At 68.8% G+C, this 19726-nt stretch carries 23 protein-coding genes; 9 read left to right on the forward strand and 14 right to left on the reverse strand.

Translation table 11 applies throughout. From position 1 onward, the window contains the following. Window positions 1-6 precede the first annotated feature (6 nt). The 10 genes from JKJ07_RS09970 to JKJ07_RS51665 form a co-directional block, all read right to left on the reverse strand. Window positions 7-687, reverse strand: a complete 681-nt coding sequence (locus JKJ07_RS09970; protein WP_236028697.1) for a FliH/SctL family protein — start codon at window positions 685-687, stop codon at window positions 7-9. Beyond that, on the reverse strand, window positions 671-1696 hold the full coding sequence (gene fliG, locus JKJ07_RS09975; RefSeq protein ID WP_202991153.1) for a flagellar motor switch protein FliG: 1026 nt from the start codon (window positions 1694-1696) through the stop codon (window positions 671-673). Before fliG ends, JKJ07_RS09970 begins: the two co-directional genes overlap by 17 nt. Window positions 1697-1781: 85 nt before the next feature. After that, window positions 1782-3410 carry a flagellar basal-body MS-ring/collar protein FliF gene (gene fliF / locus JKJ07_RS09980; protein ID WP_202991155.1) on the reverse strand — a complete coding sequence of 543 codons (1629 nt, stop codon included), beginning with the start codon at window positions 3408-3410 and terminating at the stop codon, window positions 1782-1784. Window position 3411: 1 nt separating this feature from the next. Then, entirely contained in the window at window positions 3412-3786 is a 375-nt protein-coding gene (gene fliE, locus JKJ07_RS09985; RefSeq protein WP_202991156.1) for a flagellar hook-basal body complex protein FliE, read from the reverse strand. Window positions 3787-3794: 8 nt separating this feature from the next. Beyond that, window positions 3795-4187, reverse strand: coding sequence for a flagellar basal body rod protein FlgC (locus tag JKJ07_RS09990; RefSeq protein ID WP_202991158.1), 393 nt, complete (start codon window positions 4185-4187; stop codon window positions 3795-3797). Window positions 4188-4189: 2 nt separating this feature from the next. After that, a complete protein-coding gene (locus JKJ07_RS09995; RefSeq protein WP_202991160.1) occupies window positions 4190-4537 on the reverse strand; it encodes a flagellar basal body rod protein FlgB in 348 nt (115 codons plus the stop codon). Between the two features lie 187 nt (window positions 4538-4724). Beyond that, the gene (locus tag JKJ07_RS10000; protein WP_307834196.1) at window positions 4725-5048 is read right to left on the reverse strand and encodes a hypothetical protein; all 324 of its coding nucleotides are present in this window, start codon (window positions 5046-5048) and stop codon (window positions 4725-4727) included. A 16-nt stretch (window positions 5049-5064) separates the two neighbouring features. Further along, entirely contained in the window at window positions 5065-5451 is a 387-nt protein-coding gene (fliS, locus tag JKJ07_RS10005; protein WP_236028698.1) for a flagellar export chaperone FliS, read from the reverse strand. 46 nt (window positions 5452-5497) lie between these two features. Further along, window positions 5498-6889 carry a flagellar filament capping protein FliD gene (gene fliD / locus JKJ07_RS51660; RefSeq protein WP_202991164.1) on the reverse strand — a complete coding sequence of 464 codons (1392 nt, stop codon included), beginning with the start codon at window positions 6887-6889 and terminating at the stop codon, window positions 5498-5500. Window positions 6890-7025: 136 nt separating this feature from the next. After that, window positions 7026-8267, reverse strand: a complete 1242-nt coding sequence (locus JKJ07_RS51665) for a flagellin N-terminal helical domain-containing protein (RefSeq protein ID WP_202991166.1) — start codon at window positions 8265-8267, stop codon at window positions 7026-7028. A 270-nt stretch (window positions 8268-8537) separates the two neighbouring features. On the opposite strand from JKJ07_RS51665, the gene JKJ07_RS10020 reads away from it, so the two are divergent. From JKJ07_RS10020 to JKJ07_RS10055, 8 genes are all read left to right on the forward strand, one after another. Next, complete coding sequence (locus JKJ07_RS10020) at window positions 8538-9023, forward strand: flagellar protein FlgN (RefSeq protein WP_202991168.1); 486 nt, start codon at window positions 8538-8540, stop codon at window positions 9021-9023. Continuing rightward, window positions 9023-10432, forward strand: a complete 1410-nt coding sequence (flgK, locus tag JKJ07_RS10025) for a flagellar hook-associated protein FlgK (RefSeq protein WP_202991170.1) — start codon at window positions 9023-9025, stop codon at window positions 10430-10432. Before JKJ07_RS10020 ends, flgK begins: the two co-directional genes overlap by 1 nt. A gap of 15 nt (window positions 10433-10447) precedes the next feature. After that, complete coding sequence (locus JKJ07_RS10030) at window positions 10448-11344, forward strand: flagellin N-terminal helical domain-containing protein (RefSeq protein ID WP_202991172.1); 897 nt, start codon at window positions 10448-10450, stop codon at window positions 11342-11344. Between the two features lie 41 nt (window positions 11345-11385). Next, entirely contained in the window at window positions 11386-11784 is a 399-nt protein-coding gene (gene fliW / locus JKJ07_RS10035; RefSeq protein ID WP_236028700.1) for a flagellar assembly protein FliW, read from the forward strand. Between the two features lie 88 nt (window positions 11785-11872). Beyond that, window positions 11873-12115: a carbon storage regulator CsrA gene (csrA, locus tag JKJ07_RS10040; RefSeq protein WP_202991176.1), complete on the forward strand. Its 243-nt coding sequence runs from the start codon at window positions 11873-11875 to the stop codon at window positions 12113-12115. 134 nt (window positions 12116-12249) lie between these two features. After that, complete coding sequence (locus JKJ07_RS10045; protein ID WP_202991178.1) at window positions 12250-13794, forward strand: methyl-accepting chemotaxis protein; 1545 nt, start codon at window positions 12250-12252, stop codon at window positions 13792-13794. Window positions 13795-14110: 316 nt separating this feature from the next. Next, entirely contained in the window at window positions 14111-14854 is a 744-nt protein-coding gene (locus JKJ07_RS10050; protein WP_202991180.1) for a hydrolase, read from the forward strand. Between the two features lie 83 nt (window positions 14855-14937). Then, the gene (locus JKJ07_RS10055) at window positions 14938-15735 is read left to right on the forward strand and encodes an SRPBCC family protein (protein WP_236028701.1); all 798 of its coding nucleotides are present in this window, start codon (window positions 14938-14940) and stop codon (window positions 15733-15735) included. A 49-nt stretch (window positions 15736-15784) separates the two neighbouring features. Here JKJ07_RS10055 and JKJ07_RS10060 read toward each other — a convergent pair whose 3' ends face one another. After that, window positions 15785-17200, reverse strand: a complete 1416-nt coding sequence (locus JKJ07_RS10060) for a PAS domain-containing sensor histidine kinase (RefSeq protein ID WP_307834197.1) — start codon at window positions 17198-17200, stop codon at window positions 15785-15787. A gap of 57 nt (window positions 17201-17257) precedes the next feature. Further along, window positions 17258-17470, reverse strand: a complete 213-nt coding sequence (locus JKJ07_RS10065; protein ID WP_202991182.1) for a DUF7455 domain-containing protein — start codon at window positions 17468-17470, stop codon at window positions 17258-17260. A gap of 294 nt (window positions 17471-17764) precedes the next feature. Between JKJ07_RS10065 and JKJ07_RS10070 the strand changes: the two genes are divergently transcribed. After that, the gene (locus JKJ07_RS10070) at window positions 17765-18172 is read left to right on the forward strand and encodes a response regulator (protein WP_202991184.1); all 408 of its coding nucleotides are present in this window, start codon (window positions 17765-17767) and stop codon (window positions 18170-18172) included. Here the strand turns inward: JKJ07_RS10070 and JKJ07_RS10075 are convergent. Beyond that, window positions 18127-18912, reverse strand: a complete 786-nt coding sequence (locus tag JKJ07_RS10075) for a class I SAM-dependent methyltransferase (RefSeq protein ID WP_202991187.1) — start codon at window positions 18910-18912, stop codon at window positions 18127-18129. The two genes, JKJ07_RS10070 and JKJ07_RS10075, sit on opposite strands and share 46 nt — an antisense overlap. A gap of 2 nt (window positions 18913-18914) precedes the next feature. Next, window positions 18915-19670: an SDR family oxidoreductase gene (locus tag JKJ07_RS10080; protein ID WP_202991188.1), complete on the reverse strand. Its 756-nt coding sequence runs from the start codon at window positions 19668-19670 to the stop codon at window positions 18915-18917. Window positions 19671-19726: the final 56 nt, after the last annotated feature.

A 19726-nucleotide genomic window follows, 5' to 3' on the forward strand; every position in this document is an offset into this window, starting at 1 on the left:
CTTCCGTTACAGCAGCCGCAACGCTTCCTTGGCCCGGTCGACGGCGGCGGCGATGGTGGCGTCCACCGTCGCCATGCCGGTCTCCGCGACCGCGTCGCCGGGCCGCAGCGCGCCGTCCGGCCGCAGCCGCACCCGGCGCCCCTCGTATTCGAAATCCGTCTCGCCGGCGTCGCCGACCAGCGTGTGATAGTCGTCCGGGTGCAGGCTGACCACCAGCGAGCCCGCGTCGGGCGTGGCCGCCATGGCCCGGCGCAGCGCCGCCACCGTGCGGCCCTGCGGGTCCTCCAGGCTGCGCCCGACGATCGCCTCGGCCAGCTCGAAGGCGTGCGCCAGCAGCACCTCCTGCAGCTCGGCGAAGGTCGGCATGAGCTGATTCTCGTGCTCGGTGACAGCCCGGCCGAGCGCGTTGACCGCCTGGGCCAGCGCGGTTGCCCGGCGCTGGTCGTGAGCCTGCTCGGCCGCCGCCGCGCGGGCCTGGGCGTTCTGCGCGGCGGCCGCGGCCTCGCGCTGGCCCTGGGCCCAGCCCTCGGCGTATCCGGTCGTGCGGGCCTGCTGCTTGACCCGGTCGAGCGAATCGCCGTCGGTCGGCAGCCCGGTGCGCAGGTCGACCGCGAACCGGGCGGTGGAGGCCGACTCGGCCATCGAGCCGCGCAGCACGGGGCTGCTGCTCTCAGGCGATGAGCTCATCGGCCTCGCCACCGCGCTGGACCTCGATCTGCCCGGAGTCCTCGAGCGAGCGGATCACCGAGACGATCTTGGCCTGGGCCTCCTCGACCATCTTGACCTTGACCGGGCCGAGCAGGTCGATCTCCTCGAGCAGGTTCTCGCGACCGCGCTCGGAGAGGTTCTTGGTGACCTTGTCGCGCACGGTGTCGGGCACACCCTTGAGGGCGGTGGCCAGGTCGGCCGGCTCCACCTGGCGCAGCACCAGCTGGATGGCGCGGTCCTCGAGGTTGATGATGTCCTCGAACATGAACATCCGGCGCCGGATCTCCTCGGCCAGCTCGGGGCTGCGGGCGTCCAGGGCCTCCAGGATGAGCCGCTCGGTGGTGCGGTCGGCGCGGTTGATGATGTCGACCAGCGGCTGCAGACCGCCGACCGTGGAGAGCTCGTCCGGCTGCAGCACCGACGAGAGCTTGCGCTGCAGGGCCTGCTCGACCTGGCGGATGATCTCGGGGGAGGTCCGGTCCATCACCGCGATCCGGTGCGCGACCTCGGTCTGCACCTCGATCGGGAGGCCGGCCAGGATCGACGAGGCGAGCGCCGAGGGGATGTGCGCCAGCACCAGCGCGATCGTCTGCGGGTGCTCGTACTGCACGTACGAGAGCAGCTGCCGGGGGTCGGCGTGGCTCAGGAAATTGAAGGGGATGTCGTTCATCGAGGCTTCGAGGCGGTCGAGTATCAACGCCGCGCGATCCTTGCCCAGCGAGGCCTCGAGCAGCTCGCGGGCGTAGTCCATGCCGCCGGAGCCGGCGTACCGGGTCGTGGCCATGGCGTAGAACTCGTCCAGCACGTCGTCGACCTGGGTCGGCTCCAGCTTGCCGAGCCGGGCGATCTCGGCCGAGATCATCTCGACCTCTTTCTCCGACATCTGGGACAGGACGTGCGCGGACTGCTCCTTGCCGAATTGGACGAGCATGATGGCGGCCTTGCGCACGCCTGTCATCGACATGGTGGTGAGCGCCGGTGTGGTCAACGCGTACTCCTCAGGAACCGCAGCGGAAACAAGCCGTCGGACGGCTGTGGCGGCGACCGGGCTGAGCCGGCCGCCGCACGAAGGGTCAGCGCGTCACGTCGGCGGCCAGCCAGCCGCGCAAGAGCACTGCCATCTCCTCAGGTTGATCCTTGACCATCTGCTCGATCTCCCGCTGGCGTTCCTCGCGAGCCTGCACGTTCGTGTCGTCCACAGCCATCCCGGCCTCCAGCATCTGCGCGGGGATCGCCTGGTTGAGCTCGGCGAGCCGCTGTGCCTCGAGCGCGGCCTGCATGTCCTCGAGGTGCTTGCGCTCCTCGGGGGTCAGGCCTCGCCGCTTCTTGCTCTTGCGGCTGAACCGCCAGGCCAGGAAGAGCAGCACGAGGACGAGCCCGGCCAGCCCGGCGGTCTTGTACATCGACATCTGCTTGGCCTCGACGGCCGCCGCGGACGAGGCGCTCAACGCCTCCTGCGCGGCCTTGGCGGCGCTCTGGTCGAACGGCATGGCCGAGACCGCGATGGTGTCGCCCCGCGTGGCGTCGATGCCGGCGGCGGCGGTGACCAGCTGCTGCACCTGCGCCGGGTCGATGGTGGCGCCGGTGCTGCTGTTGAGCAGCACGGCCACGCTCAGCTTCTTGATGCCGCCGGGCGCGCTCCGGCGCACCTCGTTGACCTTGTTGACCGCGTTGTTCTTGGTGCTGCTGCTGTTCTCGTACTGCCCCGGGCCGTTGGCACTGCCGCCGGTGGTGGAGCAGCCGGGGCCGGCGATGTTGTCCGGCCCGAGCACGCCGCCGGCGCAGTTGTTGGCGCCGTTGTAGGCCTCGCGCTGGTTGGTCTCGGAGAGCGCGGGCACCGACGGGTCGGCGTTGAAGGTCTCGCTCTGGGTCTGGGTCTGGTCGAAGTCCAGCGTCGCCGTGGTCACCACGGAGGAGTTGCCCGGACCGACGACGCTGTCGAGCATGCTCTGGATCGACGTGTTCATCCGGTTCTGGAAGGCGACGGTCTGCGCCTCCGTGCCGCTGTCCCCGCCCGTGCCGATGGCCGCACCACCACCGGTCGAGAGGATCTTGCCGTCCGCGCCGGCCACGGTGATCTGGGTCGGGTCGAGGCCCTCGACGCTCGAGGCGACCAGGTGGACGATGCTCTGCACCTGATCGCTGCTCAGCTGCTCGGTGGCGCTCGTGGCCACCAGCACCGACGCGGTCGGCTTGTCCTGGTCGTCGGCGAAGACGTCCTTCTTGGGGATCACGAGGTGCACGGTGGCCGCCTCGACGCCCTCGATCGACTTGATCGTGTTGGACAGCTCGCCCTCGAGCGCGCGCTGGTAGTTCGTCTGCTGCATGAAGTCGCTGGTGGTGATGCCCTGCTGGTCGAGCAGGGCGTACCCGGTGCCGGCGTCGCCGGGCAGCCCCTCGCCGCTCAGCGACAGCCGCAGGTCGTTCACCTGGTCCTGCGGCACCAGCACGGTCTGGCCGTCGTTGGCCAGCTCGTAGCTGGTGCCGGACTTCTTCAGCGACTCGACGATCGCGCTGGCGTCCTTGGACGAGAGGTTGTTGAAGAGGATGGAGTACGACGGCTTCGACGCCCACGTGGCGAAGAAGTAGGCGCCCACGACGAGCGCTATGACTGCCGCGATCGTGACGGCCTTCTGTCCCGGGGTGAAGGACCGGAACGTGTCCGTGACGCGGCGAACCGGAGCGGGAAGGCGGTCGGTCATGTCAGGCCTGCATCCTCATGATTTCCTGGAAAGCTTCCACGGCCTTGTTGCGGACGGCCAGCGTGAGCTGGAGGCCGAGCTGGGCCTCGTTGGCCGCCATCGTGTATTGGGCCGGATCCTGGAGCGTGCCGTCGGCGGCCTGGACCGCGAGGTCGCTCGCCTTGTTCTGCGACGCCTGCACGCTCTCGAGACCGCGCGACAGCATGCTGGCGAAGCTCTCGTTGGGACCCTGCGCCTCGGTGGCCTTGTCGGCGCCGGTCAGCGCGCCGGCCCCGCCGAGGTCGCCGATGCCGCCGAGACCGGTGGCCTTGTCGAGCCCGGACACCGCGGAGACGCTGCCGAACGGGCTGCCGAGCGGGCTTATCGGGGAGACCATGGCCTACCTCACTTCCCGAGGTTGATCGCGGCGGTGTAGGAGTCCTTGGCCCGGTCGACGACCGACAGGTTCGCCTGGTACGCGCGCTGGGCCATCATCATCTGGGCCATCTGCGAGCTCAGGTCGATGTCCGGCTTGCGCACGTAGCCCTGGTTGTCGGCGAGCGGGTTGTCCGGGTCGTGCACCAGCACACCCTCGGCACTGCCGAACGCGACCCCGCCCACCTGAGCGCCGTTGCCGTCCTGGGCCTCCTGGGCGACGACATAGCGCGCCTGGAACGCCTTCTCGGACGTACGGCTGGTGTTGTCCATGTTGGCGATGTTGTCGGAGACGGCGTCCAGCCACTTGCGGTAGACGGTCACGCCGGACCCGGCGACCCCGATAGCGTTGAAAGTGCTCATCGTCAGGCTCCCTTGATCGCGTCGCGCAGCATCGAGTACTTGGTGTCCAGCGCCCGGAGGGTCAGCTGGTAGCGCATCGTCGTGTCGATGTGGGAGAGCGTCTCCTCGTCGAGGTTGACGTTGCTGCCGTTGAGCCGGGTCGGCTCCAGCGACGACTTGGTCTGCGGAGCGACTCCCAGCGGCGACAGGCCCTTGGCGACGGCGCCGCGCAACGCCTCCTCGAACTCAACCTTACGAGCCTTGTAGCCTGGGGTTTCGATGTTCGCAATATTGTTCGCGATAGCGCTCTGCCGGGCCGCGAGGCCGGTGACCGCGACGCGCAGGGCGGACGACGAGACATCGTCGAACACAGCAGCTCCTTGTGTAGGTCCAAGGGCGCCGATCCGTGGCAGTTCGGTGAGCGATCCGTCGCTCGTACATTGCAGTTCGGTTGGTGCGCCGATTCGCTGAGCGTCAGACGGTTGCCAGCAGGTTGCTGAAACGCGAGAACGCCCCGGGGCCCCGCATAGGGGGTCCCGAGGCGTTCCGGCCGGCTCGTCACATGGCCCGGTCGACGTAGACGGGTCGTTTGACCGCCTCTCCCGTCTCGATCCGGGTCGTCATCGACATCTGCTGGCGGGTCGCGGTCATCCGCCGGGCGATCTCCTCCGCCACCCTGAGCTGGCGGGTCAGGATCTCGTCGGCCCGCGGCTTGAGCTCCAGCGGCAGGGCGCCCAGCTCCGTCGGCGGCTTCCACAGGCTGGCCGGCGGCGTCTCGGCGTGCCGGTGCTCGTCGTCCAGCATCGCCTCGATCGACGCCACGTCCAGCTCGAGCTCGTCCAGCGCATCGCTCCAGGCGTGCCGCCAGTCTCCGCCGCTCACGGTGCTCATCCGCTCGTCAGCCGGCCACCGCCGCGGCCGCGGCGTCGCGCCAGGCGTCGCGCAGCGGCTCGACGAAACCGCGGCAGACGGCGACCCGCTCGGGGCTCTTGGCGATGTTCGCCCCGATCAGCTCGGTGATCAGGTAGCCGTACAGGTTGGCCAGGCCCGGGGCGCCCGACCAGGCCTCGACGTCGAGGCTGACCTGCAGCTCGATGACGATCTCCTGGGCGTGCGTGATCTTCTCGTGGGCGGTCTCGAGATCGCCGGCCCGCAGGGCCTCCTCGCCCTGGCCCAGGTCGAGGACCAGGCGGTCGTACAGCATGATCAGCAGCTTGGCGGGCGAGGCGGTCTGGATCGAGTCCTGCAGGTAGCGGTTGCGGAGGTTCGGGGCGGTCACGGTCATCGGTCTCCTAAGTCAGGGCCCTGCGATGGCTGGTCGGGGCGGTGGATCAGAGGCCGGAGAGCTGGCCGGCGAGCCAGGTGGACTGGTTCTTGAGCTTGCCCAGGGAGGTCTCGAGGTCGGAGTACTGCTTCTGCAGCGCGGTCTTCTTGGCCGCGAGCCGGATGTCCCAGTTGCTGATCTGGCTGTTGAGGCCGTCGATCTCGTTCTTGCGACCGGTGATGACCGAGGTGACGTTGGTGGTCTGGTCGCCCGCGAACTTCTCCATCTGGTCGGCGAACTCGATGCCGGCCGCCTGGATCTGCAGCGGGTTCTCGTTGTAGGCGGTGGTGAACTTGGCCGAGTCGAAGGTGAGCTTGCCGGTGCTGTCGAGCGCCACGCCGAACTTCGACATCGAGACGGTGAGCTTCTCGAGGTTGGTCTTGGTGGCCGCGTCGCTCGGCTGCGTCTTGTCGTACGAGGGGTTCGTGTAGGTCAGGCCCAGGCTGATCTTGCTGAGCAGGGCCTGCGAGATGTTGCGGACCGAGAAGTCACCGGTGAGCGGCGAGCCCTTCTTGGTGGCCGCGTCGTAGGCGGTCTGCCGGCCGATCTCCGAGAGCGAGTTGTTGGCCGCGTCCACCAGCGCCTGCATCTTGCTGGCGATGCCGCTGACGTCCTGGTCGGAGGTGATCGTCACGTCGTTCTCGAGCTTCGAGACGGTGATCGAGACACCCGGCATGAGCTTGCTGAAAGTGTTGGTGTCACTGGTGACGGAGTAACCACCGTTGTCGGCGTTGTCGTCGCCGCCACCGATGTCGAGCTGGGCGTTGGCGGCGGTGGCCACGTTCATCAGGGGCGAGGTGACGCCGTCGAGCCCGCTGTCGATCCGGAAGGCATTGCTGCTGCCCGTCTTGGCCCCGCTGATCTGCAGGATGTCGCTGCTGCCGCCGGTGGTGACCACCGTGGCCTTGAGGCCGATGCCGGCCGCGTTGATAGCGGCGGCGACCGCCTTCGGCGACTTGTCGTCGCCCAGCGTGATCGTGTTGACCTTGTCGTTGGTGCTGCCGTCGAGCGGGCCGGTGGTGATCTGGATGGTGCCGGAGCTGATGTCGCCGCTGGTCGGCACCTTGGCCGTGGTGATCTGGTTCTTGGCCAGGCTCTTGACGTTGAACACGGTGGTCCCGGAGGCGCCGTTGGTGCCGGTCACGGCGGTGGCGGTCACGGAGCTGGAGCTCGACGTGGCCTTGACCCCGCGCCAGGTGCTGAGCTGGCCCAGGCTGTCCGCGGTGTTCTTCATCGACGTCAGCGCGGCGTTCACCGACTGGTAGGAGGCGACCGCGGTCTGGGCGGTCGTCACCTTCGACTTGAGCCGGTTCTGGGGTGCGGCCTCGACCTGCATCAGCGAGCTGATCATGGAGGAGGTCTGAAGGCCACTGACGAGTCCGTCAACCGAAGTGCTCACCGGAGCCTGCCTTTCACTGCTTTAAGACGAAGCGGGGGCAGCCGCTTTTGACGGCTACCCCCACCTATTCGGCCGTTCGCCGATGAGATTCAGTTGCTTACGGTGGCAGTTCGGTTAGCGCACCAGTTCGCTTCGCTTAGCGCAGCAGCGACAGGACGTTCTGCGCCGACTGGTTGGCCTGGGACAGCATCGAGGTGCCGGCCTGGGTCAGGATCTGCGACCGGGTGAAGGACACCATCTCCTGCGCCATGTCGGTGTCACGGATACGCGACTCCGACGCGGACAGGTTCTCGACCGCCACGTTGAGGTTGTTGATGGTGTGCTCGAAGCGGTTCTGCACAGCACCGAGCGTGGCCCGGCTGTCCGTGACCGACGACAGGGCCTTGTCGATCGCCTTGAGCGCGGCGTCGGGGTCCTTGGTGAGGTCGAGGGCCGCGGTGCCGAGCGTCTCGGAGTCGACGCCGCCGATCGAGATGCCGATCTTCTGGTTGGCGTTCGCGCCGACCTGGAACTTGCCGGTGTTGCCGCCGGTCTTCGTCATCGTGCTGGAGTCGATCGTCGCGTCGGTCAGCACGCCACCGGTGTTGTCGGCCACCGAGAAGTCGCCGGAGCCGGACATCGAGTAGGTCGTGTTGTTCTGCGCGTCGACCTTGGCCGACATGGTGATCTCGTTGCCCTGGTAGCCGGCCGCCTTGAGGGCCTTCTCGGTCGCCGTGTTGACGGCCTTGGCCAGGTCTTGCGCGCTGGAGCCCTCGGGCAGCGCGTCGACCTGGACGGTGATCGGCGTCGAGGCGAGGTCGGTGCCGTTCGGGCTCTTGGTGCCGCCGCCGACCTTGCCGATGTCGAAGCTGAACCCACCGGCGGCGGTGGCGCCGGCCGGCAGGGCCGCCGCCTCGCCGGTGACGGCGTCTTTCGGAATGGTGGTGGACGTGGCCTTGACGGTGTTGCCGAAGGTGCCGTCGAGCAGGTTCTGCTTGCCGAACGCCGTGCTCTTGCCGATCCGGTCCAGTTCGGCGTTGAGCTGGCCCATCTCCTTGTTGGCGGCGTCGGCGGCCGACGAGTCGGTGGCGCCCGAGTTGGCCGCCTGCACCGACAGGTCACGCATGCGCTGCAGGATGGCGGTGGTCTCGTTGAGCGCGCCTTCAGCAGTCTGCGCGACCGAGACACCGTCCTGCGTGTTGCGGACGGCGACCTTGAGACCGCCGACCTGCGAGCGCAGGCCCTCGGAGATCGAGAGGCCGGCCGCGTCGTCGGCGGCCCGGTTGATGCGGAAACCACTGGACAACTTCTCCAGCGACTTCGACATCTGGCTGTCGGTGACCGACAGGTTCCGGTAGGCGTTCTGCGCGGCGATGTTCTGGTTGATACGAAGACCCATGAGTGCTTCCTCCTTGAGGGGTCTTGGAGCGGCCCATCCATGGGGCCGTGGCCTTACGCCAGGCCGATCGGCGCGGTGCCGACGGTTCATGAGCAGTGTGCGAGATTTCCTCGTGCATTTCCGGCGAACCCGAAGAAACCCGAGTGAGACTCACATGAACCGGTAATGCACCGGATCGGGCTAAATCCCTCAGTGGAGTCGCAGACATGCCGACGTGTCCGAATGAGCGGGTTGACCCGGGCCCGACCGGAGGCGAGACGGAGGACCAGGGTGAGTCTGACCGACCTGGCCAGCGTCCTGTGGCGTTCACGTGAGCTGCTCGAGATGCTGTTGTTCAAGCTGGAGGAGGAGCAGCTGCTCCTCGCGGCCAACCGCTCCCGCTGGCTGAGCCACGCCACCCGGGAGGTCGAGGTGGTGCTGGAGCAGATCCGGCAGACCGAGGTCATCCGGGCCGCCTACGCGCAGGACGTCGCCGTCGAGCTCGGGCTCTCACCCGAGGCCTCGCTCGGCGAACTGGCCGACGCCGCCCCCGCGCCCTGGTCCGATCTGCTGCATCAGCACCGCAAGGCGTTCCTGCTCCTCACGTCCGAGATCAGTGCCCTGGCCGACGTCAACCGTGACCTGCTCACAGCCGGGCAACGCGCAGCACGCGAAACCATGCTCGCGTTCGCCGAAACTGTGGAAACGTACGGACCGCAAGGCCAGACCGTTTCCGGCGGCATCCGCCGCTCCAGCCTGGTGGATGAGGCGATCTGATGGCTAGTTCATTCAGTGGCATCAACACGGCGCTCACGTCGCTCTACGCGCAGCGCCGCGGCCTGGACATCACGGGCCAGAACATCGCGAACGCGAACACCGAGGGATACACGAAGCAGCGGGTGCGCATGGCGTCGCAGACCGGCAGCCTCAACCCCGGTGTGTACGCGACGACGACGCAGGTCGGCAACGGCGTGACCGTGGCCGGCGTCGAGCGCGGCCGCAACGCGTACCTGGAGGAACGCGGGCGTACCGAGCACGCGAACTCGGCCTACCTGCAGAGCCAGAAGGCCGCGTACGGGCAGATCGAGAGCGTCCTGGCCGAGCCGAGCGACACCGCGTTGCAGGCCCGGCTGCACGACATGTGGGACGGCTGGAACGACGTCGCCAACAACTGGCAGGACCCGTCGACCCGCTCGTCGCTGCTCGAGAAGAGCCGTACGGTGGCGATCACCCTGAACGACACGCGGGCCTCGCTCGCCAGTCAGTTCGGCGCGAACCGCAACGAGATGAGCGCGTTCGTGGATCAGGTCAACACGATGGCCGACAACATCGCGAAGATGAACAACCAGGTCGTCGTGGCCCGGGCGGCCGGCCTCGAGACGAACGAGCTGCAGGACCAGCGGGACGTGGCCGTCATGAAGCTCTCCGAGCTGGTCGGCGCCACCTCGCTGGCCAAGACCGACGGCTCGATCAACGTCTACGTCGGAACGTCGCCGCTGGTCAGCGACTTCTCGACGCGCAAGCTGGAGCTCTCCGGCCCGCCCAACCTCGACTCGTGGACGCCGACCACCCAGGTCGCGCTCAAGTGGGCCGGCACCGACACGACCGCGCCCGCGGGCGGCACCATGGGCTCGATGCTCGACACGATGAACACCATCATCCCGGGCATCTCGGGCCAGCTCGACGCCGTGGCCAAGGGCCTGGCCGACAGCGTCAACGGCCTGACCACGACCGGGTACGACGTCAACGGCGACCCGGGTACGGCGTTCTTCTCGGGCGACAACGCGCGCGATCTCAAGGTCGCGATCGACAACCCCGACAAGGTCGCCTTCTCGGCCGGCAACCCCAAGGCCGTGCCGCCCGAGGTGGCCGCGATCGACAACGACCGGGCCGACGAGCTGGCCGCGCTCGGCACCTCGCAGAACGGCCCCGACGCCACCTATCAGCAGATGATCGGCCAGCTCGGGGTGGCCTCGCAGTCCTCGTCGCGGCGCAGTGAGATCCAGGACGCCGTACGGGATCAGGTCGACACCTCGCGCGAGGCCGAGTCGGGGGTCAACCTCGACGAGGAGATGACCAACCTGCTGACCTTCCAGCGCGGTTACGAGGCGGCCTCGCGGGTGCTCACCACGATCGACTCCATGCTCGATCAGTTGATCAACCGCACCGGTCTCGTCGGCCGCTAGCGGTAGGGGGCTCGCATGACCATTCCCAGCAGGGTCACCGACACCAGCATGCGGCACCGCATGCTGGGCGACCTCAACCGCAGCATGGCCAAGGGGCAGAAGCTGCAGGAGCAGATCTCCAGCGGCAAGCAGCTCAGCCGGCCCTCCGACTCGCCGACCGGCACGGTCACGTCGCTGCAGTTGCGCGGCGAGATGCGGGCCACGCAACAGTTCTCGCGCAACGCCGACGACGGCCTCGGCTGGCTCGGCACCATTCAGGACAAGCTCGGCGACGCGTCAGGACAGATCATCCGCGTACGGGATCTGACCGTGCAGGGCCTCAGCTCGGCGAACAACGCGTCGGCGCGCGAGGCGATCGCCGTCGAGATCGACAACATCCGCCAGTCGATGATCGGCGAGGCGAACACCAAATACCTGGGCCGGCCCGTCTTCGGCGGAACCACGCCGGGTGCGGTCGCCTTCAGTGAGACCGGCGATTACGTCGGCAATGACGGGCAGACGACCCGGTCGGTCGGACCGAACGCCAAGGTACGAATCGACACGACCGGCGCCGAGGCGTACGGAGCGAACGGCAGTGACACTCAGCTCTTCAAGGTGCTGGGTGACATTTCGGCGGCGCTTCGCTCCAATGACGACGTTGCCCTGAACACCGGTCTGTCGAATCTAGATACGGCGCACGATTTACTAAAGTCCACCCTTTCGGACGTTGGCGCCCGATATAATCGGATTACGCAGATGAAGCAGTCCGCTGATGATCACTTGCTGTCCGTGACGTCGCAGCTGTCCGATATCGAGGATGTCGACCTGCCCAAGGCGATTATGGAATTGCAGATCCAGCAGACGTCTTATCAGGCCGCCCTGGCCGCCTCGGCCAAGGTGATCCAGCCCTCGCTCATCGATTTCCTGAGGTGACCATGAGTATTCGTACCGCGACCCGACCGATTGAGGCCTCGATGTCCGACCCGTCGCTGGGTCTGCCGACCATCACGATGGCGGTGCCGATGCCCGGCTTCCCGGCGCACCGGGAATTCGTGCTCGTGCGGCTCAACGAAGATGGCCTGCTCTACGCGTTCACGTCCACTGAGGACCCGGACCTGCGCTTCCTCGTGGCGCCGCCGGAGCCGTTCTTCCCGGACTACGCGCCCGAGATCGAGGCCGACGTCTTCGCCGCGCTCAACACGAAGGACGCCGACCGCCTCCTGCTGCTGACCGTGATCACGGCCGGCACCAACGAGACCACGGCGAACCTGATGGCCCCGATCGTCGTCGACCGGGACAGCATGCGCGCCATGCAGGTGGTGCTCAGCGGCACGGGATTCCCCGTCCGCGCGGTCATGAACCCGATCTACTGACATTTCCGCAGGCGCGGCCGTACGCCCGGCGCACGGTCGCGCCTGTCTCGCGATGCTGTCCGTCCACGGATGGAGGAGGGCACCGACGATGCTCGTACTGACCCGGCGCTCCGGGGAGAGCGTGATGATCGGCAACGATGTCGTCATCACCGTGCTCGAAGCGCGTGGCGACGTGATCCGGCTGGGCATCCAGGCTCCGCGTGACGTGCAGGTGCATCGCGAAGAGGTGTACCGGGAGCTGCAGGCCTCGAACAAAGAGGCCGCCTCGCCCACACAGGACAAGGTGCAGGCGGTCAGCAAGATGCTGAAACCGCCGGCCACATCGGACTGAGAGCATTTCCGAACGCCCCGTCGCAGCAGCGGCGGGGCGTTTGTTTTTGGGCATTCCTCTGTCAAAAGGCCGCATTAGCTGAAGGATGTTCATTACCGCTCGAGAGGTGCGGTTCCGGCTTCGTAGGGGGATCGATGTCGCGATTGGCCGAACTCGGTATCGCCAAACGTCTCGCCATGATCGTGGTGGTGGGCGCCGTCGCGCTGGCCGCGCTGGCCGTGATCTCGCTGACCGGTCAGAACCGGCTGGCCGATCAGGGCAACAACGTCTCGCACCTGCAAGCCTGTCAGGCGGCGATGAACCACCTCGACACCCGCCAGAGCGAGCTCAAGGTCGACGCCTACCGCTCGGCCCTCGGGCAGGACGTGAGCCAGGACGTCGTCGACGACGTGCAGTCGGCCTCCGAGGCGGCGGACGCCGTGGCCAGTTGCGGGCTGCCCGCCGACATGGCGCAGACGTTCACCGAGGACCGCCCGGCCTTCGTCGACTTCGGCGCGTTCATCTCCGACTACGCGGCCTCCTCGGACAAGCGCAGCCGGATCGGCGAGATCTCCGAGCGCAACAACGTCACCGACGACAAGCTGGGCGCGCTGATCGACCGGGTCACCGCCGCGGTCGAGACCGAGGAGGGCGACATGGCCTCCACGATCAGCCAGACCCGTACGCTCTCGATCGTCGTCGCCATCGTGGGGCTGGCGCTGCTGATCGGCCTGGCCATCCCGCTGGCCCGCTCGATCCTGGTGCCGGTGCGCACCCTCGGGGCCGTCATCGACGGGCTCTCCCGCGGCGACCTCACCGGTCGCAGCGGCATCACCAGCCGCGACGAGCTGGGCAAGATGGCCTCCGGCCTGGACGGCGCGCTCGAATCGATCCGCGGCTCGCTCGAGACGATCGGCCGGGACGCGGATGCGCTGGCCGGCGCGGCGGGCGAGCTGTCGGCGGTGGCGTCACAGATCGCCGAGGCGGCCGGCAACACCGACCGGCAGACCGCGGCGGCCTCGGCCGAAGCCGACGAGATCTCCCGCAACGTGCAGACGGTGGCGGCCGGCTCCGAGGAGATGGGCCTGGCCATCCGCGAGATCTCCCGCAACACCAGCGAATCGGCGCAGATCGCGGCGGTCGCCGTCTCGGAGGCGGCCCGGGCCACCGAGACCGTGCGCCAGCTGGGCGACTCGTCGGCCGAGATCGGCAACGTCATCAAGCTGATCACCTCGATCGCCGAGCAGACCAACCTGCTCGCGCTGAACGCCACGATCGAGGCGGCCCGCGCGGGTGAGGCGGGCAAGGGCTTCGCCGTGGTCGCCAGCGAGGTCAAAGACCTGGCCCAGGAGACCGCCCGCGCGACCGAGGACATCGGCTCCCGGGTCGCCGCGATTCAGCAGGACACCGGCGGGGCGGTCGAGGTGATCTCGCGGATCAGCGACGTCATCGGTCAGATCAACGACTTCCAGACCACGATCGCGTCGGCGGTCGAACAGCAGACGGCAACCACCGGCGAGATGAGCCGCAGCATCGCCGAGGTGGCCAGCGGCTCGGCCCGGATCGCGGCCAACATCTCCGACGTCTCCAGCGCCAGCGCAGCGGCCGTGCAGGGCGTGGAACAGACGAAACAGGCCTCGAACGGCGTGGCCCGCACGGCCGACGACCTGCGCTCGTTGGTCAGCTCGTTCCGCATTTGATCTAGTGGGTCGTGTAGTTAAGCCCCCCACCAGAACCCCTCCACCCACCCTGGGGGCAGTGGTCGGAACCGTACCGGGTGTCAAGCCAGGGGCGGCCGTTATCCACAGGACGCTCGCAGGGCGGAAACCGGCGGCGAAAGTTGTCCACAGCGCTCCCGGGAGCGGGAAGCGGGGGAACGAGGCTGCCCGGCGGACGCGTTCAGCCGGAACGTGCGCACCCGGACTGCACCAGGCACGGAACGAGACTGACAACGACGAGGCTCCACTCTTTGGGTCAGACGGGAAGAGCCCGTCAAGCAGAGGCCGGGGAGTGACAGTGGGCGCGGAGCGGGAATCAGTCATCGGTGTGGTCAGCGCCGTCGACGCGCTGGATCTGACGGCCGATGCGCATGTGCACACCGGTTTCGCGGCCGGGCGGGACGCTGTCGGGGTGGTTGTGTCGGCCGCCGACCTGGCCGGGCTCCGCGCGATCACCTTCGCCGATCAGGCCGGGCCGGAGACGACCTGGCTGTCCACCTATGCCGACTCGGTGCGGCGGGCCCAGCGGCGTACGGAGATCACTCTGCGCATCGCGGCCGAGGTCGAGGTTGTGCGCCCGGACGGCTGGCTCGCCTTGCCGCCCGACATCAGCGCGCTCGAGGCGCTCTCGGTCGCCGTCTCGCGGCTGCCGTTGCTCACCGGCGTGGCCGGCGCCCGTGAGGTGCGCGCCCTGCTGACCGAGGGCAAACTCAGCGCCGACCAGGTGGCCGAGGAGCTGGTCACCGCGACCGTACGCGGCATCGAGCGCGCGTCCCGGTACGCCCCGACCCAGCTCGCCCGCCCGCTCGGCCTGCTGGCCCAGGTGGGGCTGGACGACGCCGTGCTCGGCCCCGACCTGATCGACGCGCTCGCCACGGCCTGCCGCGAGACCGGCACCGTGGTCGAGATCAGCGAGGCTTGGCGGTCCCCGTCGCCGCGGGTGATCGCGATGCTGCGTGCGGCCGAGGTGACGATGGTCCCCGCGAGTGACGCCCGGTACGCGACCGAGGTCGGGCACTGGCAGTACGTGCGCCGGGTCTGAGCCGAAACCGGCCGCTGCCAGTAATTGTCTCCGTACTCTCAGTCATGCCAGCAGTCAGAACGCGTAGGCATGGGAGAGATGCGATGAGTATGGTTCAGCAGGCCATCGAGGTGAGTGCGCCGTTGCACACGGTGTACGAGCAGCTCGCCGCGTTCGAGAATTACCCGCAGTTCATGAGCGGCGTGCAAGAGGTCACCGCGATCGGCCAGGACCAGACCCACTGGATCATGAATGTCGAGGGGCACCGCCGCGAGTTCGACGCGCAGATCACCGAGCGCTCGCTGGACAAGCGGGTCTCCTGGTCGACCATGGACGGGCCGCTGCTCGCCGAGACCATCACCTTGCGGCCCATGGGCGAGACCAAGACCCAGGTGGTCGCGCAGCTCGAGGCCGACATCGCCTTCCTGATGCCGAACGACCGGCACGGCCAGGCCTCGCTCACCAAGCGCCTGAAGTCCGACCTGACCACGTTCAAGAGCCTGGTCGAGAACGGAAAGCTCGGCGCCAGCACGAAGAAGCTGACCCGCCCGGTGCCGACCCCGGCCGCCGTGGCCGCCCGGGCCAAGAACCGCGCTCATCCGGGGGCCGGCTGGGGCACCAGCGCCGCCGAGCACAGCAACGCCAGCCGGGCCGACTTGCCCTATCACGGCCTGTCGGCGTCCACGATGGCCACTCGGGTCGACATCACCTCGGCCCCCGGCATCAACGACGCGCACGACCTCGACGACGTGCTGGCCCCGGGTCGCCGGATCGCCCGGCCGGGCGCCGTCAGCGGGGGCGCCGGCGCCAGCGCGCGGATGGGCGGCCGGGCCGACAAGAAGGACGCCTGGGGCGACGGCATGATCAACGAAGAGGACCGGGGCAGCGCTCACGATTGGTAGCCACCACTGACCGGACCGCCCGTCTCGCCGTCGCGAGGCGGGCGGCTTTCTATCCCAAAGCGGCTTCCCACGTGGCGATCAGCCGGGCCCCGTGCGGGTCCGCGTGCTCGTAGCGCACCGAGCCGCCGTTGGCCTCGACCAGGTGCCGCACGATGAACAGCCCCAGCCCCGAGCCCCGCATGAACCGCCCGAACAGGTTGGGCAGCAGCTCGTCGAGGATGCCCTGACCGCTGTCCTGGACGATCAGGTCGACCTGCTCACCGTGCCGCACCGCCGAGATCACCACCGGAGCGACCCCGTACGCGATGGCGTTGGTGACCAGGTTTTGCAGCACGGCGCTGACATGCCCCCGGTCGGCCAGCGCGGCCAGCTCGTCGTCGACCTCGATCAGCACCTCGCCCGGGCCGGCCGTCGACGCCGCGGCGACCCCCACGGCCACCTCGTGCAGGGGCACCGGGACCCGCCGCGCGGTGATCGAGCCCATGTCGAGCCGGAACAGCAGCTGTAGGTCGTTCATCATCTTGATCAGCCGCTGGGTGTTCTTGTCGATCTTGGTGGCGAGCTCGAGCCGGATGTCGTCGGGCAGGTCGTCCCAGTCGGCGTGGAGCAGCTCGGCCAGGCTGGCGATCGAGCTGATCGGCTGCGCGACGTCGTGGGTCAGCATCGACGTGAGGTCGTTCTTGAAGGTCAGCGCAGTCTCGAGCCGGGTGTTGGTCTCGCGCAGCCGGGCGTTGCCGCGTTCCAGCTCGGCCGCCTTCTCGCCGAGCGTCTCCTCGGCCCGCTTACGGTCGGCGATGTCGACATAAGTCGCCACGTACGCCCGGGGTGCGCCCGCCTCGTCCGGGATCGGCGCGACGCTGGCCAGCACCGGCACCGTGCCGCCGTCGACGCGGGGGAGCAGCCAGTCGCCGCCGGCCGCCGGGGGCACGGGCGGGGGGTCGAAGCGTACGGGCTCGTCGGCGTCGTGGCCGGTCAGCTCGCGCCAGCGCCGGTTCACGTCGATCACCCGGTAGTTGGCGTCGAGCACCATCACGGCCTCGTTCATCGACTGGAACAGGGTGTCGGTGAACCCGGCGAGCTCGCGCCGGCGGCGGTCGGCGCCGACCAGCGTACGGATCAATTGGCCGAGCAGGACGAGCACGGCGATCGCGAGCAGGGTCGCCATCGACGCGACGACGTGCCGCGGGAGGGCGGCCAGGCAGAAGGCGGCCGCGGCCAGCGTCAGGAGAATGGCGGAGCCGTGCACGACCCGGCCGGCGATTCGGCTGTGCACCGGGAGCGTCTGCAGCAGCAGCGCTATTCCGGCCGGGACGAGCGCGGCCGCCGGATCGGCGAGGAAGCCGTCCGGCGGAGCGCCTTTGAGTGACATGAGCAGGGCCGTGGTGCCGAAGACGGCGACCGCGACACCGGCGCACCCCGCGGTCAGCCGGGAGAGCCTGCCCAGATCACGCGCCGCATCATGCACGTAATCCCCTCAAGATCTGAGGAAACGAGCATAACGGAACGTATGCGCGTCAAGCGGTCACTTTCCGGCCCACTCGTAGCCGTCCTCGAGGACGATGCGCTCGGCCACCTTGACGATGTCCTCGTGGTGCCGGTTGCCGTGGTGGCCGCAGAAGGCCAGCTCGCCGCCGCTGGTCAGCGTGACCACCAGCTTGGCGGCGGCGCTGCAACGGTCGCAGCGCTCGGTCAGCGAAGCAACGGTGGTGATCTCGGGCGACAGCAGGCTGGACATATCGCTCTCCTTGCTCAGTGGCGGTGTGTAGCGGTACGAGGTGTCAATCGGTCCTCCACCGCGCCGCTTTAGCTGTTCTGTTCGATCTTCCAGGGCCGTCCGGCGGGGCCGCCGGTGTTGCAACCCGAGTGCAACCGGGTCACCCCCAACGATGCCCTGAACCCGGCCCGGACATGCGCTGCCGGACGGGTGAAGTCACTAACAAATCCAAAGGCCAGACCGTGCAACCTGCTGCCGATAGCGTGAGAGCGCGAACCGGCACGGAACGTGACATCAGAACCACCGGGAGGATCCATGTCGCAGGCGCCCGCATCCGAGACGCGGCCCACGGTCCTGGTTGTGGACGACGAGGAGGACCTGCGCGACATCATGCGGCGGATGCTCGAGCGCCGCGGCTTCGCCACCCTCGTCGCCGGCGACTCCCAGCAGGCCATCGCCGCCTGCCGCGAGCATCCCGGGGACATCGACATCCTCGTCACCGACCTGGGGCTGCCCGGCGTCTCGGGCGGCGAGCTGTCGCGATCGGCCACCCAGCTGCGGCCCGAGATGAGCGTCGTCTACATCTCCGGCCTGCCCAAGGAGCTGGCCGTGGCCGACGGGCTCATCGGCGAGGACGCGCTGCTGGTCAAGAAGCCGTTCAGCAGCGAGGTGCTGGTTCAGACCCTGCGCTCGGTGCTGGGCGAGGACGACGACACGGCGTAGGGGACCGTCAGCTCGCCGAGGCGCCAGCGGGCCGGGCCGTCGAGCACCGGCCAGCCCTCCGCGCGCATCCGCCGGCACGTCGCCACCCAGCGCTGACGCGGCCCGAACGGCGTCGCCTCGGTCTCCCACGCCCGGCCCAGGGCCTGTAGCAGCGTGTGCACCGGCGCGCCCGGCACGTTGTGGTGGATCAGCGCCTTGGGCAGCCGCTCGGCGAACGTCGCCGGATGATCCAGATCGGACAACCGGGCGGAAAAGGTCAACGTCGTCGGCTCGCCGGCCTCGACCACGGTCCACGTCGCGATCCGGCCCAGCTCGTCGCACGTGCCCTCGACCAGCACGGCCCCGGTGGCGGTCATCGCCGACCAGGCCGCGGCCACCTCGTCCTCGGCGTACTGCCGCAGGACGTTGAACGCGCGCACCACCACCGGGCGCAGTCCCGCCAGCTCGAAGCCGCCGCGCCGGAACTGCAGGTGCGGGGGCTCGGCGTGCGGCTGGGCGGCCGCCACCCGTACGGGATCGATCTCCAGCCCCACCACCGTGACGTCGGAACGCACGGCGACGGCCAGCCGGCTGCGCAGCTCGACGGCGGTGACCGGGGTGGCGCCGTAACCCAGGTCGATCACGAGCGGGTCGGCCGCCCGCCGCAGCAGATCACCGCACCGGTACGCCACATAGTTGTCGACGCGACGCAGCCGGTTGGGATTGGTCGTCCCCCGGGTGATCGCGCCGACCGGCTTCACGACTACTTCTCCCGGTGGACCTTGTGCTGCGCCGCCTGCGCGATCGGGCGCACCACGATGCGGTCGAGATTGACGTGGTGGGGCCGGGTCGCCGCGTACGCGATGATGTCCGCGATGTCGTCGGCCACCAGCGGTTCCCGTACGCCGTCGTAGATGGCATCCGCCTTGGCCCGGTCGCCGCCGAACCGCTTGAGCGAGAACTCGTCGGTGCGGACCATGCCCGGATCCACCTCGATGACCCGTACGGGCTTGCCTGACAGTTCCAGCCGCAGCGTGCCGACCAGGGCCGTCTGGGCGTGTTTGGCCGCCGTGTAACCCCCGCCGCCCTCATAGACCGTGAACGCCGCCGTCGAGCCGACCGTCACGATCGTCCCCGCGGCGCTCGCCTCCAGCGCCGGGAGCAGCGCCTTGGTCACCCGGAGCGTGCCCAGCACGTTCACGTCGTACATCCACTGCCAGTCGTCGACCCCGCCCGACGCGACCGGGTCGAGCCCCTGCGCCCCGCCCGCGTTGTTGACCAGCAGCGTGACCGCGCCGCCGAGCCCGCCCACCGCCGCGGCCAGCGCCGCCACCGACTCGTCGGACGTGACGTCGCACTCGACCGCGGTGGCCGCGGGCCCGATCTCCGCAACCAGAGCGGCCAGCCGATCGGCCCGGCGAGCCGCCGCGACGACGTGGAACCCCTCGGTCGCGAGCCGGCGGGCGGTGGCCGCCCCGATGCCGCTCGACGCGCCAGTCACCACTGCGATGTTCTGCATCCCCCCATGATTCCCGATGACTTGAGTCACCCCCGAGTGACGGCATAGTGGTTCAG

Source organism: Paractinoplanes lichenicola, assembly GCF_016785085.1.
Classification (GTDB): domain Bacteria; phylum Actinomycetota; class Actinomycetes; order Mycobacteriales; family Micromonosporaceae; genus Actinoplanes; species Actinoplanes lichenicola.